The organism is Brevundimonas nasdae, from assembly GCF_019395145.1.
In the GTDB taxonomy this organism is placed as follows: Bacteria; Pseudomonadota; Alphaproteobacteria; order Caulobacterales; family Caulobacteraceae; genus Brevundimonas; species Brevundimonas nasdae.
In genome coordinates, this window is the sequence record NZ_CP080034.1 from 727242 (window position 1) to 741369 (window position 14128).

Consider the following 14128-nt stretch of genomic DNA (forward strand, 5'->3'; position numbering starts at 1 on the left):
AGAAGGCGGATCGTGAAGCGAGACGGATTAGGGGGCGGTCAAGGCATGACCGCCCCCTAATTACGCTTCAGAGAAGGAATAGATCAGCGTTTCGCCGCCTCGATCATCTTGCCGACTTCGGCGGGGTCGATGCTGGGGCTGGCCTTGCCGTTGACCAGGAAGGTGGGGGTGCCTTGCAGGCGCAGGGCGGCCGCCGTCGTATGGATGTCGGCGATGTGGCGGGTCGTCTCGGGCGAGGCGACGGCCGCCTTGGCGCGCGTCATGTCGACGCCGTGCTCGGCCAGGATGCGGTCGATGGCTTCGATGCTCAGCGCCCGCTCGGTCATCAGGGCGTCATAGACCTCCAGATACTTGCCCTGCTGATGCGCGGCCAAGGCGGCGCGGGCGGCGTACTGCGAGGTGACGTCCTCGCCCCGGTCCAGGATCGGCCAGTCCTTGAAGACGAAGCGGACCTCGGGGTGGGCGGCCATCAGGGCGCGGTAGTCGTGGGCCACGGCCTTGCAACCAGGGCAACGGAAGTCGAAGAATTCGATCACCGTCACCTTGGCGTCCGCCGGGCCGAAGCTGGGGTCGCGCGGATCGGGCTTCAGCAAGGCGGCGTTGGCGGCGGCGGCCTGGTTGGTTTCGTCCACGCGGGCCTGTTCACCCTTTTCCTGCAGCGCCTGGCTGGCCTCCTGAAGGACTTCGGGATGTTTCAGCAGATAGGCGCGCACATTCTCGCCGCCGCCGGTGAAATAGGGCGCGGCGGCCAGGCCCAGCGCCACGACCGACACGCCGAGGGCCAGATAGCCAGCGCGCGCGCCAGTCAGCCAGTTCGATGCGGGGGCGGCTTTGGTTTCGGGCGCGGGGGCGTCGTCGGTCATGAAGGCTCGTCAGTCGTCGGAGGAAGGGGGATCAGTTCAAGGTGGCCGGACGGCGCAGGGCGTCGCGCCGGTCCAGATCCTGAATGTCGGCGGGCGTGGCGCCTGAAGCCAGGACGATGTCCATGGCGCGGCGCCATTCGATAGAGGTCGGCTGCAGCATGCTGCGGGCGCGCAGGGCGAACTGCACGGCTTCCTTTTCGGCGCCGGCAGCGAAATAGAGTTCCGCTGAGGCCAGGCGCGCTTCGCCTTCCATCCCCTTGGACGCATAGGCCTGGGACAACAGGCGCCAGGCCATGGTGTTGTCCTTCTCGGCGACGGTGGCGTGTTTCAGCTGGCTGATGGCCTCGTCCAGATTGGCGGGGTCGTTGGTTTCGATCAGGGCGTGGGCCAGGTTGACGCGCAGCAGAGGGGCGTCAGGGGCCAGGCGCACAGCCTCGCGATGGGCCACGACGGCCTCGACCGGGCGGCCTTCCTCAAACAGGACCTGACCCTTCAATTCCTGGAAATACGGATTGGTTTCGTCGCCCGCGATCAGTTCATCCACCGCCATCAGGGCGCGGTCGGTCTGGCCGTCGCGATACCAGGCGATGGCGCGTGCATAACGGCCGGGCAGGGAGGTGTCTGTCGACGGGTAAGACCGCAGGGTCTGGTTCGGCGGATCCATGAAGGCATGGATCTTGGCCAGGATCAGGGCGTGCTGGGCCATGCGTTCGGAGCTGTCGCGGTGGCTGTAGTGCGGCTGCTCCTGCACGAAGCGGCGCATGGATTCGATCCGTTGCGATGACAGGGGGTGGCTGCGGAAATAGGGGTAGCGGCGTGCGTCGGAGAAGACTTCTTGCGAGCGGAAATTCTCGAAGAAGGACACAAGGCCTGCGCCGGTTTCTCCGGCCCTCTCCAGCGCGCGGGCGCCGGTCAGGTCGGCTTCGCCCTCCTGGCTCTGCATGTAGTGCAGGGCGCCCAGGGTTCCGAAATACTGGCTGGAGCCCAGCAGGGCCACGCCCGCGTCCGGCGCGCCTGCGGCGATGGCCAGCGCCCCCAGGGCCATGGTCATGAACATGGGCTGCTTGCCCGCGTTCTGGGCGCCGTCGCGCAGGGTGTGGCGGTTTTTGATATGGCCCGCTTCGTGGGCCATCACGCCCAGCAGTTCGCTGGGGTTCTTGGTGCGCAGGATCAGGCCGGTGTTGACGCCCATGATCCGTCCGCGGGTCGCAAAGGCGTTCAGATCGTTGTCGTTGACCAGCAGGACTTCGATGTCGGACGGGTTCAGCCCCATGGCCACGAAGACCGGATCAGCCCAGCCGCGAATGATTCCCTCGATCTCGGTGTCGCGGATCATGCTCTGGGCAGAGGCCTGGCCAGCGGCGACAAGGACCATCAGGCCCGTTGCCGCCGCCGCCAGAAGACGGGTTGCTGATCGAGGAAGCCACGTCATGGCGCACTCCGGTAACGATCGACCCCCGTCTGCATTCTGACAGTCTAATCGTGACCGATCAGCGGCGCCACCACCCCCGCTTGGGCTTTTCGGGAGGTGCGACGATCTGGTTCGGATCTTCGGCGATGATGGCCTGAACATCGACTTCGGGCTGAGGCGCGACGACGGGTTCGTTGACGACCACGGCTTCGACAGACGCCAGATCGACGAAAGCGGGCTGGGGTTCGTGAACAGCCTGAGCCAGCGCCTGTTCGACGGCGAAGGCTGTCTGGGGCGTGACGTCCAGCTGGACCGGCGTGCCTTCGACCGGCGCCTCGTTCGTCTCGATCGCAGTGTCGGGATGCGGTTCGACGTGGGGCTCTGCAGCCGTTTCCGGCTCGGCCTTGGCTTCGATCTCGACGGCGACCTGGGCTGCGGTTTCGGCGCTGGCCGACTTGCGGCGCACGCGGCGGCGTTGCGGCTCAGGCGCGATGGCGGGCGTATCGGCCTCAACCGTGTCTTCGGTCGGCGCGATCATGACGGCCATCGGCGTGTCGGGCGAACCGTCCGGCGCCATGCCTTCGTTGGTGGCGCGGTTCTCGACCTTCTGCTCGTGCGCTGCGTCTCCGCCGCGACCACGCCCGCGACGGCGACGACGGCGCGAACGACCGCCTTCTTCGCTCGCACCTTCCGAGGCGACGACATCCAGTCCTTCGACTTCCGCCTCAGCAGCGACGGGGCGTTCGGCGCGTTCCTGGCGCGGCTCGGCGCGGCTCGGGTTCAGCGGGTCGAACCAGACATAGGGATCGTCCAGCGACGGCGTGCGGCCGCGCACCCAGGTGTAGACGTCGCGCTCGCCGTCCTCACGGACGCGGCGACCGCCTCGACGGCCACGACGACGGCGGCGGCCGTTCTCGTCTTCCTCGTCGTCAGAGGCGTCTTCGACGGTCAGGGCTTCCGGCGCGTCCGTGGTTTCCTCGTCACGACGACCGCCGCGGCGGCGACGGTTGCGGCCGCGACCGCGACCACCGGATTCGGCGCGCTCGGCGCGTTCACGGGGTTCGTCGTCGTCGCTGTCCTCGCGTTCCAGCGAGTCTTCGTCCTCGTCGTCATCATCGCTGATGATTTCTTCGTCGTCGCCGTCCTCGTCCTCGTCTTCGTAGAGCGAGGCGTCGAAGTCGTCGTTCAGGTTGGGCAGTTCGATCTCGGGCGCGACGAAGTCCTCGTTCGTCTCGGTCCGTTCGATATTGTGCTCGCCCTGACCCAGGCTGTCGTCGATCTGGACGATGACGTTCAGCCCGCGACGCTCCAGCAGGTCCTGCAGATAGGCGCGCTTGTGGTTCAGGATATAGAGGCCGACGGCGGTGCAGACCTTCAGCACCACGACGCCTGCGCCGTTCTTGCCGGCCTCGATGTCGACGGCGCGCAGGGTCATCAGGGCGGCGGATTCCGCCGAACGGATGCGGCCCGAGCCCTGGCAGTGCGGGCAGGCCTCGGTCGCGCCCTCGATAACGCCCAGGCGGCGGCGCTGGCGGCTGATCTCCATCAGGCCGAAGGGCGAGATGCGGCCCATCTGGATGCGGGCGCGGTCGGCGGCCAGGGCCTCCTTCAGCACGCGCTCGACGGTGCGGTTGTTCTTGCCCTCATCCATGTCGATGAAGTCGATGACGACCAGACCCGCAAGGTCGCGCAGGCGCAGCTGGCGCGCGGCCTCGACGGCGGCTTCCATATTGGTCTTGAACGCCGTCTGCTCGACGTTGCGTTCCTTGGTGGCGCGGCCCGAGTTGACGTCGATGGCCACCAGGGCCTCGGTCTGGTTGATGACCAGATAGCCGCCCGACTTCAATGGTACGACCGGCTGGTGAATCTGTGTCAGCAGCTCTTCAATGCCGTTGGCGGCGAAGAGGGGCCGCGAGCCGCGATACAGGTGAACCTTCTTGGCCTGGGCGGGCATCAGCACGCGCATGAAGTCGCGCGCCTCCTTGAAGCCCTCGACGCCCTCGACCTGAATGCCGTCAAAGTCCTTGTCGAACATGTCGCGCACGGCGCGGCGGACGAGGTTTTCCTCTTCGTAGATCATCGACGGAGCGTTGGAGGCGAGGGTCGTCTCGCGGATCGTCTCCCACAGCCGCAGCAGATATTGATAGTCGCGCTTGATCTCGGCCTTGGTGCGCTTGGCGCCCGCCGTGCGGATGATCAGGCCCATGCCCTGCGGCACTTCCAGGGCGGCGACGGCGCTCTTCAGGCGACGGCGGTCGGAGGTGTTGGTGATCTTGCGCGAAATGCCGCCGCCCTTGCCGGTGTTCGGCATCAGGACGCAGTAGCGGCCCGCCAGCGACAGCCAGGTGGTCAGGGCCGCGCCCTTGGCGCCGCGCTCGTCCTTGACGACCTGCACCAGCAGGATCTGGCGACGCTTGATGACGTCCTGGATCTTGTAGCGACGCATCAGGCGGCGCTTCAGGCGCTCCTCATCCGCCAGGGCGGATTCAGGATCGACGTCGTCGCCCGTGGAATCGCGGTCAAGATCGTCGTCGTCCTCATCGTCGTGCGCTTCGGCCATGATGGCTTCGCGGTCGGCGACAGGGATCTGGTAATAGTCGGGGTGGATTTCGTTGAAGGCCAGGAAACCGTGGCGATTGCCGCCGTACTCGACGAAGGCGGCCTGAAGGCTGGGCTCTACGCGGGTGACCTTGGCGAGATAGATGTTGCCGCGAAGTTGGCGCTTCGCACGGGATTCGAAATCGAATTCCTCAATCTGCCGTCCATCCACGATGGCGACCCGGGTCTCCTCCGGATGCGCCGCATCGATCAGCATTGTCTTTGACATTGAAAGTCTCTCTCTGGCGCGCACAGGCCCGCCCTCCCAGGAAACTGGGCAGGGTCGTGGCGGCTCGCCGAACGGGGGAAGGGGCCAGGGCGCGCAGCATCCCCTCGCCGAGATCGGCGAAGCTGGCTTGAACAAGCCGTTGGGGGGTGCAGGCGTGTGGGCCCATGGAAGTCGTCGGTCCTGAACCAGGCGCGCCAATCTCGTGTAGGCACGAGAGGCCGCGTCCATGGTCCGCTCTTCGAACCATCGGCTATGCCGGGGCGGTTCTCGGATTGGTGAAAGTCAGCGCCGCGAGGAGGGCGCGCCGATCTTCACAACAGCGAAGAGGCGCGATCGGTTCGCGAGCGGTCACAGCATAGTCACGACAAATATGAATTAAAAGGCTTCCGCCTTAACCCCCTGAATACGAGACCCGATCAATATGGCGGCTGATTAGTTGTGTAGTGGGTTCGTCGTCGGGATGAGCGGTCGCTTTTTGTCAGACATTGCGCGTTGGCGCACGAAGGAATGGGCGATGACCGCTCTGGCCTTCGTGGTCATGTGCACGGTCGTCCTGTTCGCCACGCGCGGTCTTGCGTGGGGCTCAAGCGGGGAGGTGCTGGGCATAAGGTTCGGCGCCGACGGCGACCGCACGCGCGTTGTAATCGACCTTGAAAAGTCGGCGCAGGGCCGTGTCATCGACGCGGGCGCAGACGGCCGCGTCACTGTGGCGTTGTCGGGCGTCGCCACCGGCCGGGGGCTGGATGGCGGCGGTTCGGGCCTGGTTCGGTCATTCCGTGTCGACGCCAACGGCGGCGGCTCGCGCGTCCAACTGGAGCTGGCGCGCGGCAGCGAGATCGAGCGGCGTTTCCTGTTGCCGCCTGGCGATGGCGTGCCTCACTTTCGTTATGTCATCGACCTCAAGGCGACCGGCGCCGCGATCACGCCGACGCGTGCGGCGCCGCGTGCGACGGAACCTCGCCGCGCAGAAAAGCCTCTGATCGTGATCGACGCCGGCCACGGCGGACGCGACCCTGGCGCCGCGGGCGCCAATGTGCGCGAAAAGACCATCACTCTGGCCGCCGCCCTGGCTTTGAAGGCCGAGTTGGAGCGGACCGGCAAGTACCGCGTGCACATGACGCGTTCTGACGACAGCTATGTCGACCTGAACCGCCGCGTCACCATCGCGCGTCAGGCCAACGCCGACCTGTTCATCTCTCTGCACGCCGATGCGGGGTCGGACCCGGCGATCCGCGGCGCCAGCGTCTATACCCTGTCCGAGCAGGGCGCGGGTCGTGCGGTGCGTGAGTTCACGCGCGGCGATAACTGGCACCGCGATCTGCATCTGCCGGGCCGCGATCCGTCAGTGGACCGCATCCTGCTGGACATGACCCAGCGTGCGACCCAGAATCGCTCGGCCCAGTTCGCCCGGGTTCTGCTGACACATCTGGAGGCCACCGACCGCCCGCTGCTGCGTCGCAGCCATCGCGACGCCGGTCTGGCCGTCCTGCTGGCGCCAGACGTGCCTGCGGTTCTGCTGGAGATGGGCTTCATCACCAATGCCGAGGACGAACGCGCCCTGAGCGACGAACGCGTCCGCCGCCGCATGATGAAGGCCGTCGCCGACGGCATTGATCGCTATTTCAGCCAGCCGCAGGCGCCCCTGATGATGGCGTCCAGCGGCGGCGCGATGGGCCAGCCCTGAAACTCAGGGCCTAGGCCAGTCCGGCTTTCTTCAGGGTCTTGTAGGCCTTGATGACCCGCTGCAGCTTGGCTTCCGCGCCGCGATCACCGCCGTTGGTGTCGGGGTGAAAACGCTTCAGCATGTCATGGTACTGGGCCTTCACCTTTTCCTTGTCGGCGCCGGGCTCAAGGCCCAGGTCGGCCAAAGCCGTGCGTTCCAGCTTGCCGACGCGGCGATCTTCGGCCGGGGACTGCGGGGCCTGATCGCCGCGCCGTCCGAACAGGCCGAAGCTGTCCCGCCATGAGCCGGCGCCGGTGTTGTTGGCCGTGCCCATCTTGGCCGAGAAGGCGGCGGCTTCACGCGTGAACTTGCCCGCCTTCATCTCCCATGTCGGGCGACCGCCGGTCATGGCTTCGTTCTCCTGGGCGGCGCGGACTTCGCCTTCGCTCATCCCGGCGTAGAAGTTCCAGCCCTTGTTATATTCGCCCGCGTGCGCCTGGCAGAACTCATAGAAGTCGTTCAACCGCTCGCGCGATTTCGGCGCCTTGGCGGCAGCCGCCTTGCGGCAGTCCGGCCACTGGCACGGCTTCTCGCCCGGCTTGAGGTGAAGCACGTCAGCCTGGGCGGCCTCTTCCTCGGGCTTGGGCGGCTTCACGCGGATATCGGTGAAGCGTGGCTTGTATTGAAATGAAGCGGACATCACACGAAGTGTAGGGCCGAATTAGACGGCATCAAGGAAACGATCATGTCGGAAGGCCCCGTAGCGGCGATTATCCGTGAAAAACTCACCGCCGCGCTGTCGCCGCAACGGCTGGAGCTTGAAGATGACAGCTGGCGCCACGCCGGTCACCACCATGAAGGAGGCATGGACGCCAAGCCCGGCGGCGAGAGCCACTTCAATCTAGTGATCGTGTCGCCGGTTTTCGAGGGACAGTCACGGGTTGCACGTCAGCGGACGGTGAACGCCCTGTTGCGCCCTGAACTGGCTGGGCCGGTTCATGCCTTATCAATCAAAGCCTTAACGCCGTCTGAGGCCTCTTAAACCCCAGGTTTCAGGCGCGACTATTGTTCACTTCGTCTTAGAACCTTCGTTCTAGCGTTGCACCACCAACAGAAGGTGGGGCTGATCGATGGTGGAGACTGACGGCGTCGCAAGAGCGATTCCCGCAGAACAACGGGTCGGCGACGCAGCTCAGGCTCTGACCGCCATTCTGCAGACCCAATACCTTCGTTATCTGATCATCGCCTCCTGGGCACTGGGCCTTTTGGCGACGGTCGGTTGGTGGCAGGCGATTCTTTGGTTCATTCTGACGCTGGGCGCCGGTTCGTTCCGGGGCTGGGTCGAGCATCGCCTGCGCAATCAGGTGGACAATGGCGCGGGCTGGGGCCTGGTGTTCCCGGTGGTCGCCACGGCGACGACCGGCGCATGGGCGGTAGCCCCGTTGATGGCCTGGTTCTCTCCTTCCGGCTTTGGCCAGCCGCTGGCCCTTGCGCTGATCATCTCCGGCTATGTGCTGGTCTTTGCGCAACTGCGCAGTTCGCCACGACAGGCGGTGATCATATCGTCGCCCTATGGCGCGGCGGCGACCATCATCCTGTTGAGTCTGTGGGGCACGCCGGAATTCTGGTCGATGCTGGGTGTCCTGCCGTTCACGGCGGCCGGGCTGTTCGTGCTGGTGACCATGACCATGCTGCGCGAAGAGCGCATTTTGGCCTTCCAGACCCATCAGGCTCACCTGATTGCTGAACTTGAAGCGGCGCGGGACCGAGCCAATGCGGCCAATGACGCCAAGTCCAACTTCCTGGGCGTGATCTCACACGAGTTGCGTACGCCAATGAATGGCGTTCTGGGCGCGGCCCAATTGTTGAGCGCCACGCGGCTGGAAACGACCCAACGGGAATATCTGTCGATCATCCGCAACTCGGGCGACAATCTGCTCAACCTGCTGAACGACATCCTCGACATGACCAAGATCGAGGCGGGCAAGATGAATTTCGAGGTCGTCGATGTCGTCATGGAGGATTTGCAGAAGCGCATCACCGGCCCGTTCGAGGCGCAGGCTGAGGCCAAGGGGCTGAGTTTCGTCACCGTTCTGGAAGGCGAACTGCCCACCATCGTGCGGGGCGATCCCTTGCGTGTCTGCCAGGTGGTGCAAAACCTTCTGTCGAATGCGGTGAAGTTCACCGAATACGGCGAGGTGCGTTATCTGGTGCGGGGGGAGCGGATTTCGGCCCAGCGGGTGCGGTTCGATTTCTCCGTCACCGACAGCGGCGCCGGAATTTCGTCAGCGGATCTGGAGCGCCTGTTCCAACCCTTCACCCAGGTCGATGCCTCGTCCACGCGTCGTTTCGGCGGCACGGGGCTGGGCCTGACCATCGCGCGGCGCATGGCCAACATCATGGGCGGCGACATCGCCGTGACCTCAAAACTGGGCGAAGGCTCGACCTTCACCCTTTCCGTCGAGGCCGAGGTGGTGGAGTGGGCCAAGCCTGCCCCTGTCGAGAAGGCCAAAGACAAGGCCGGATCGGGCCAGGGCATGCGTGTTCTGGTGGTCGAGGATCACCCCGTGAACCGCATGATTCTGGAGGCGTGGATGAGCACGTCATCCCACATCACAGCCACCGCGGAAAACGGCGTTCTGGCCATCGAGGCGGCGAACGAACAACCGTTCGACCTGATCATCATGGATGTGAACATGCCCGTCATGGACGGGCTGACCGCCACGCGCAGCATACGCAACGGCGCAGGGCCCAATGCAGAGACGCCTATTGTCGTCCTGTCGGCCTCGGCCCGGAACGAAGATCATGAGGCGGGGCTGGAGGCTGGCGCCGACGCCTATCTGAACAAGCCTATCGATTTCGCCGCCCTGGCCGATCTGATGGGGCGGGCGTCGGGCGGTCGCGCCGTGGTCAGCGGCAAGGCCCCGATGACGGAACACTCCGCCGCCGCCTGATTAAGGCCGAAACGCGGTGGGCGCCTGAACGGGAGCCGACCAGAACGGTTCAGATGAGCCTCAGACGCCAGGGTCCATTCTGCGGGTCAGTCGAAATCGTTCGGCCGCAGATGGAGACATCGCCATGACCAAGTTTCTCACCGCCGCAGTGGCCGCTGTTCTGGCCACGACGTCCTTGGGCGCAGCAGGTGCAGCCTCGGCACAGTCGCGCAATGACCACCGCTATGAGCAGCGCCAGGATCATCGCAACTATCGCCCCAATCCGCATCAGAACCAGCGTCCCGCCCCGCGTCACGACCAACGCGACTATCGCCAGGATCAAAGGGACTATGCGCGCTGGCAGCAGGCGCAGCGCCGCTATAACGCCCCGCGTTATGTCGCGCCGCGCGGCTATGCCACCCGCAGCTGGAGCTATGGCCAGCGGATGCCGTCCTATTATCGCACCAGCAACTATGTGGTGCACGACTATGGCCGCTACGGCCTGCGCGCCCCGCCGCGCGGCTATCAATATGTCCGCAGCGGCAATGACGTGGTGCTTGCCGTCGTTGCAACGGGTCTGGTCACAGCCGTGATCGCCGGTCTGTTCAACTGACCCAGGTTTGGCCGCTGAACGCCCCGGAGGGAAACCTCCGGGGTGTTTTTCGTTGTGGTTTGACGGCGACGCGTCCGGCGCCCAGAATCGGCGCCCTGAATGGATCATCATGCGCGCCTTCGCCGAGCTTCTGGATCGTCTGTCGCTGACCGCGTCGCGCAACGCCAAGCTGGTTCTGGTGCGCGACTACCTGCGGGCGACGCCGGACCCTGATCGCGGCTGGGCGCTGGCGGCGTTGACGGGAGACCTGGGCTTTGATGCAGCCAAGCCCGCGATGATCCGCAAGGCGGTCGAGGCGCGGGTCGATCCGGTGCTTTTCGGCTGGTCCTATGACTATGTCGGCGATCTGGCGGAGACGGTTTCGCTGATCTGGCCCGCGCCGACCGATCACCGCCCCAATCGAGAGCCTGAACTGTCGGAGGTAGTGGATGCGCTGAGGCGCGCAGGCCGCAATGAGGTCCGCCCTCTGATCGAAGGCTGGCTGGATGCGCTGGAGCCGAAGGGGCGATGGGCCTTGCTGAAGCTGGTGACGGGCGCCCTGCGCATCGGCCTGTCCGCGCGTCTGGCCAAGACAGCGGCGGCCATGATCCGGCCCGATGCTGTGTCAGCGCCGCCAGACCCTGATGGAGATGAACGGACGCAGAGTCTCGCCCCTGTCGATGTTTCGGACATAGAGGAGGTCTGGCACGCCATCGACCCGCCCTATGTCGATCTGTTCGCCTGGCTGGAGGGCAGGGCGGAGCGGCCCAGTCCAGACGCGCCGGGGCGGTTCCGGCCGGTCATGTTGGCGGTGGCGCTGGATGAGGCGGCGGATTTCGCCAAGCTGTCGCCCGCCGACTACGCCGCTGAGTGGAAGTGGGACGGCATCCGTGTCCAAGCGGTGCGTGAGCAGGGCGTGGCCAAACTCTATTCACGCACGGGCGACGAGATTTCCGGTGCCTTTCCCGATGTGATGCAGGCCCTGACGTTCGAGGGGGCGATTGACGGCGAACTGCTGGTCATGCGCGAAGGTCAGCCTGCGCCCTTCGGCGACCTGCAGCAGCGGCTTAACCGCAAGACCGTGGACGCCAAGCTTATGGCGGCGCATCCGGCGGGCGTCATGGCCTACGACCTGCTGGCCGCGGACGGCGAGGATTTGCGGTCGCTGCCCCTGACCGAAAGACGGGCGCGGCTGGCGGCGGTGGTTGCGCAGCACGGCGGCGAGCGGCTGCAACTGTCGCCTCAGGTTGAGTATGCGGATTGGGACCAACTGGCCAGATTGCGCGCCGATCCGCCGGTCGGCGCGGCGGCGGAGGGGCTGATGCTGAAACGCTGGGACAGTTCCTATCTGGCGGGGCGTCCCAAGGGGCCATGGTTCAAATGGAAGCGTGATCCGCATGTCATTGACGCCGTTCTGATGTACGCCCAGCGCGGACACGGCAAACGCTCCAGCTTCTATTCCGACTACACCTTCGGCGTCTGGACCGATGAGGGCGCGCTGACGCCGGTGGGCAAGGCCTATTTCGGCTTCACCGACGAGGAGCTGAAACAGCTCGACAAGTTCGTGCGCGACCACACGGTCGAGCGTTTTGGACCCGTGAGGTCCGTTCGCGCCGAGCGGGACTTCGGTCTCGTGCTGGAGGTGGCGTTCGAGGGATTGCAACGGTCCAGTCGCCACAAGTCCGGCGTCGCCATGCGCTTCCCGCGCGTCAGCCGCATCCGCTGGGACAAGCCTGCGCGTGAGGCGAACACGATCACCGATGTGATGGCTTTGCTGGACGCCATCGAGGGCGGCGGCGGGCGGGTCGCAAAAAGCCTGAAAAACTGACTTCCCAGGGCTTCCAATCGCCTGCCGACGCGTTAGACCCGGCCTATGTTCACCAACGCCCCCCCGATAGCTGAGGTCGTCACGGAAGCGCGCCAGGCTTTCGCCGTCGACGCCGCCATTCTGGCCAAACTGACGGATGCGGCCGGCGATCTGGCCATCAATCTGAGTGTCGCGGCGCTGATTTTTGTCGCGACGATCTTTGCGTCGAAATGGGCCTCGGGCGCAGCGCGCCGGGCCTTGTCGCGCGTGCGCGGCTTCCGGCATGACCCCACCGTTCTGACCTTCGCCGTTCAGGTGGTGCGCGTTGTCGTCATCATCATCGGCATGATCGCGGTGCTGCAGCGTCTGGGCGTGCAGACGACCTCGATCATCGCCGTTCTGGGCGCAGCGTCTCTTGCGGTTGGTCTGGCCTTGCAGGGCACCCTGTCGAACGTGGCGTCGGGGATCATGCTGCTGGTTCTGCGGCCCTACCGCGTCGGGGACGTGGTCGATGTGGGCGGCATGTCGGGCACGGTGCAGCGTCTGGACCTGTTCACCACCCAGTTGTCGAACAGCAACAACCACAAGATCGTCATTCCGAACTCCAAGGTCCTGAGCGACCCTCTGACCAACATCACCGGCCAGAAGACCCGCCGGATCGAAATCAAGTTCGGCGTCGGCTATGGCGACGATCTGAACAAGGCGCGCAACGTGCTGGCGGGTGTCGCCAGCGCGCACCCAAAGATCCTGAAAGACCCCGAACCCTGGACCGGCGTCACCGCCTTGCTGGACAGTTCGGTGCAGATCACGCTTCACGCCTGGGTCAACGTCGGCGACTGGTGGCAGGCGCAGGCGGACATCATGCAGGGCGGCAAGGAAGCCTTGGATGCGGCGGGGATCGACATCCCGTACCCGCATCAGGTCGCCATACCCTATGAAAATGAAACCTCGGCGTCGCGTTCTGCGCCGACGGACGGAAAGACGGCCTGATGCGTTACGACTTTGGTTCTGACAACACCGCTGGCATGGTGCCGAGCGCGGTTGAGGGCCTGATCCGCGCCAACTCGGGGCATGTCCCCGCCTACGGCCGTGACGAGATCACCGAACGCGCCGCCGATCAGATCCGTCAGCGCGTGGACGCCGACGCCGAAGTGCGCTTTGTCTTCAGCGGCACGGCGGCCAACGCCATCGCCCTGTCGATGCTGGCCTTCCCATTCGAAGCAGTGCTGGCGCACAACGCAGCCCACGTCTGCACGGACGAGACGGGCGCGCCGGGCTTCTTTGGCCAGGGCGTGGGCCTGATCGGTCTGCCGGGTTTTTCGGGCCGGATTGATCCGTTGGCCTTGCGCGCGCAACTGGCCGAGCCTGAGGTCGCCCACCGCCAGCCGCCTGCGGCCCTGTCCGTCACCCAGGCCACGGAATACGGCACAGTCTATACCGAGGAAGAACTGCGTCAGTTGATCGAGCCCGTGAAGGCGCTGGGTTACGGCGTGCATATGGATGGCGCACGGCTGGCCAACGCGGCGGCGGCAGGGTTTGACCTGAAGGATATTCCGCGTCTGGGCGTCGACATCCTGGTGTTTGGCGGAGCCAAGGCGGGCGCGAACTGCGCCGAGGCCGTCGTTCTGTTCGACAAGTCACTGGCGCGGCGGTTCGACAACCGGCTGAAACAGGCGGGGCAGGTGGCGTCCAAGGCGCGTCTGCTGGCCGGGCCGATGCTGGGACTGCTGGAGAGCGGCGATTGGGAAAGCGGCGGCGCGCACGCCAACCTGATGGCGCGGCGCCTGGCGGATGGCATCGTGACACGGTCGCGGTTCGTCCTGGCGCATCCGGTCGAGTCCAATGCGGTCTTCGTGCGGATGTCGAACGACGCCCACGCCCGCCTGAACGCCGCCGGTTGGGCCTGTTATCAGTTCGACGATGGGTCGGTGCGTTTCGTCTGTTCGTGGGCGACGACTGAAGAGGTTGTCGATGAACTGCTTGAGGCGATTTCCGCGATTAGCTGACCGGGCGTGTCAGGCCGAGGGCGCAA

At 65.5% G+C, this 14128-nt stretch carries 11 protein-coding genes; 7 read left to right on the top strand and 4 right to left on the bottom strand.

All coding sequences use genetic code 11. The features are described 5' to 3' along the window. Positions 1 to 83: 83 nt before the first annotated feature. The 3 genes from KWG56_RS03595 to KWG56_RS03605 are packed head-to-tail and all read right to left on the bottom strand — an operon-like array spanning position 84 to position 5101. Complete coding sequence (locus KWG56_RS03595; protein ID WP_201100400.1) at positions 84 to 863, bottom strand: DsbA family protein; 780 nt, start codon at positions 861 to 863, stop codon at positions 84 to 86. 31 nt (positions 864 to 894) lie between these two features. Then, a complete protein-coding gene (locus tag KWG56_RS03600) occupies positions 895 to 2295 on the bottom strand; it encodes a M48 family metalloprotease (RefSeq protein ID WP_219353756.1) in 1401 nt (466 codons plus the stop codon). A gap of 58 nt (positions 2296 to 2353) precedes the next feature. After that, a complete protein-coding gene (locus KWG56_RS03605; protein WP_219353757.1) occupies positions 2354 to 5101 on the bottom strand; it encodes an Rne/Rng family ribonuclease in 2748 nt (915 codons plus the stop codon). Between the two features lie 514 nt (positions 5102 to 5615). Between KWG56_RS03605 and KWG56_RS03610 the strand changes: the two genes are divergently transcribed. Continuing rightward, positions 5616 to 6785 (top strand): N-acetylmuramoyl-L-alanine amidase family protein, encoded by a 1170-nt coding sequence (locus tag KWG56_RS03610; protein ID WP_219353758.1) that lies wholly within the window; start codon positions 5616 to 5618, stop codon positions 6783 to 6785. A 10-nt stretch (positions 6786 to 6795) separates the two neighbouring features. On the opposite strand, the gene KWG56_RS03615 is transcribed toward KWG56_RS03610, so the two are convergent. Beyond that, positions 6796 to 7464 carry a J domain-containing protein gene (locus KWG56_RS03615; RefSeq protein WP_219353759.1) on the bottom strand — a complete coding sequence of 223 codons (669 nt, stop codon included), beginning with the start codon at positions 7462 to 7464 and terminating at the stop codon, positions 6796 to 6798. Between the two features lie 45 nt (positions 7465 to 7509). Here KWG56_RS03615 and KWG56_RS03620 point away from each other — a divergent pair, with 45 nt between their 5' ends. The 6 genes from KWG56_RS03620 to KWG56_RS03645 all read left to right on the top strand — a co-directional run bounded on the left by KWG56_RS03620 (position 7510) and on the right by KWG56_RS03645 (position 14102). Next, positions 7510 to 7806 (top strand): BolA family protein, encoded by a 297-nt coding sequence (locus tag KWG56_RS03620; protein WP_201100804.1) that lies wholly within the window; start codon positions 7510 to 7512, stop codon positions 7804 to 7806. A gap of 88 nt (positions 7807 to 7894) precedes the next feature. Then, positions 7895 to 9718: a response regulator gene (locus KWG56_RS03625; RefSeq protein ID WP_219353760.1), complete on the top strand. Its 1824-nt coding sequence runs from the start codon at positions 7895 to 7897 to the stop codon at positions 9716 to 9718. Between the two features lie 124 nt (positions 9719 to 9842). Further along, the gene (locus KWG56_RS03630) at positions 9843 to 10310 is read left to right on the top strand and encodes an RcnB family protein (RefSeq protein WP_219353761.1); all 468 of its coding nucleotides are present in this window, start codon (positions 9843 to 9845) and stop codon (positions 10308 to 10310) included. Positions 10311 to 10419: 109 nt separating this feature from the next. Continuing rightward, positions 10420 to 12117 (top strand): cisplatin damage response ATP-dependent DNA ligase, encoded by a 1698-nt coding sequence (locus tag KWG56_RS03635; RefSeq protein WP_219353762.1) that lies wholly within the window; start codon positions 10420 to 10422, stop codon positions 12115 to 12117. A gap of 45 nt (positions 12118 to 12162) precedes the next feature. Further along, positions 12163 to 13086, top strand: a complete 924-nt coding sequence (locus KWG56_RS03640) for a mechanosensitive ion channel family protein (RefSeq protein ID WP_219353763.1) — start codon at positions 12163 to 12165, stop codon at positions 13084 to 13086. Next, the gene (locus KWG56_RS03645) at positions 13086 to 14102 is read left to right on the top strand and encodes a threonine aldolase family protein (protein WP_219353764.1); all 1017 of its coding nucleotides are present in this window, start codon (positions 13086 to 13088) and stop codon (positions 14100 to 14102) included. The genes KWG56_RS03640 and KWG56_RS03645 overlap by 1 nt, the downstream gene beginning before the upstream one ends. Positions 14103 to 14128 lie beyond the last annotated feature (26 nt).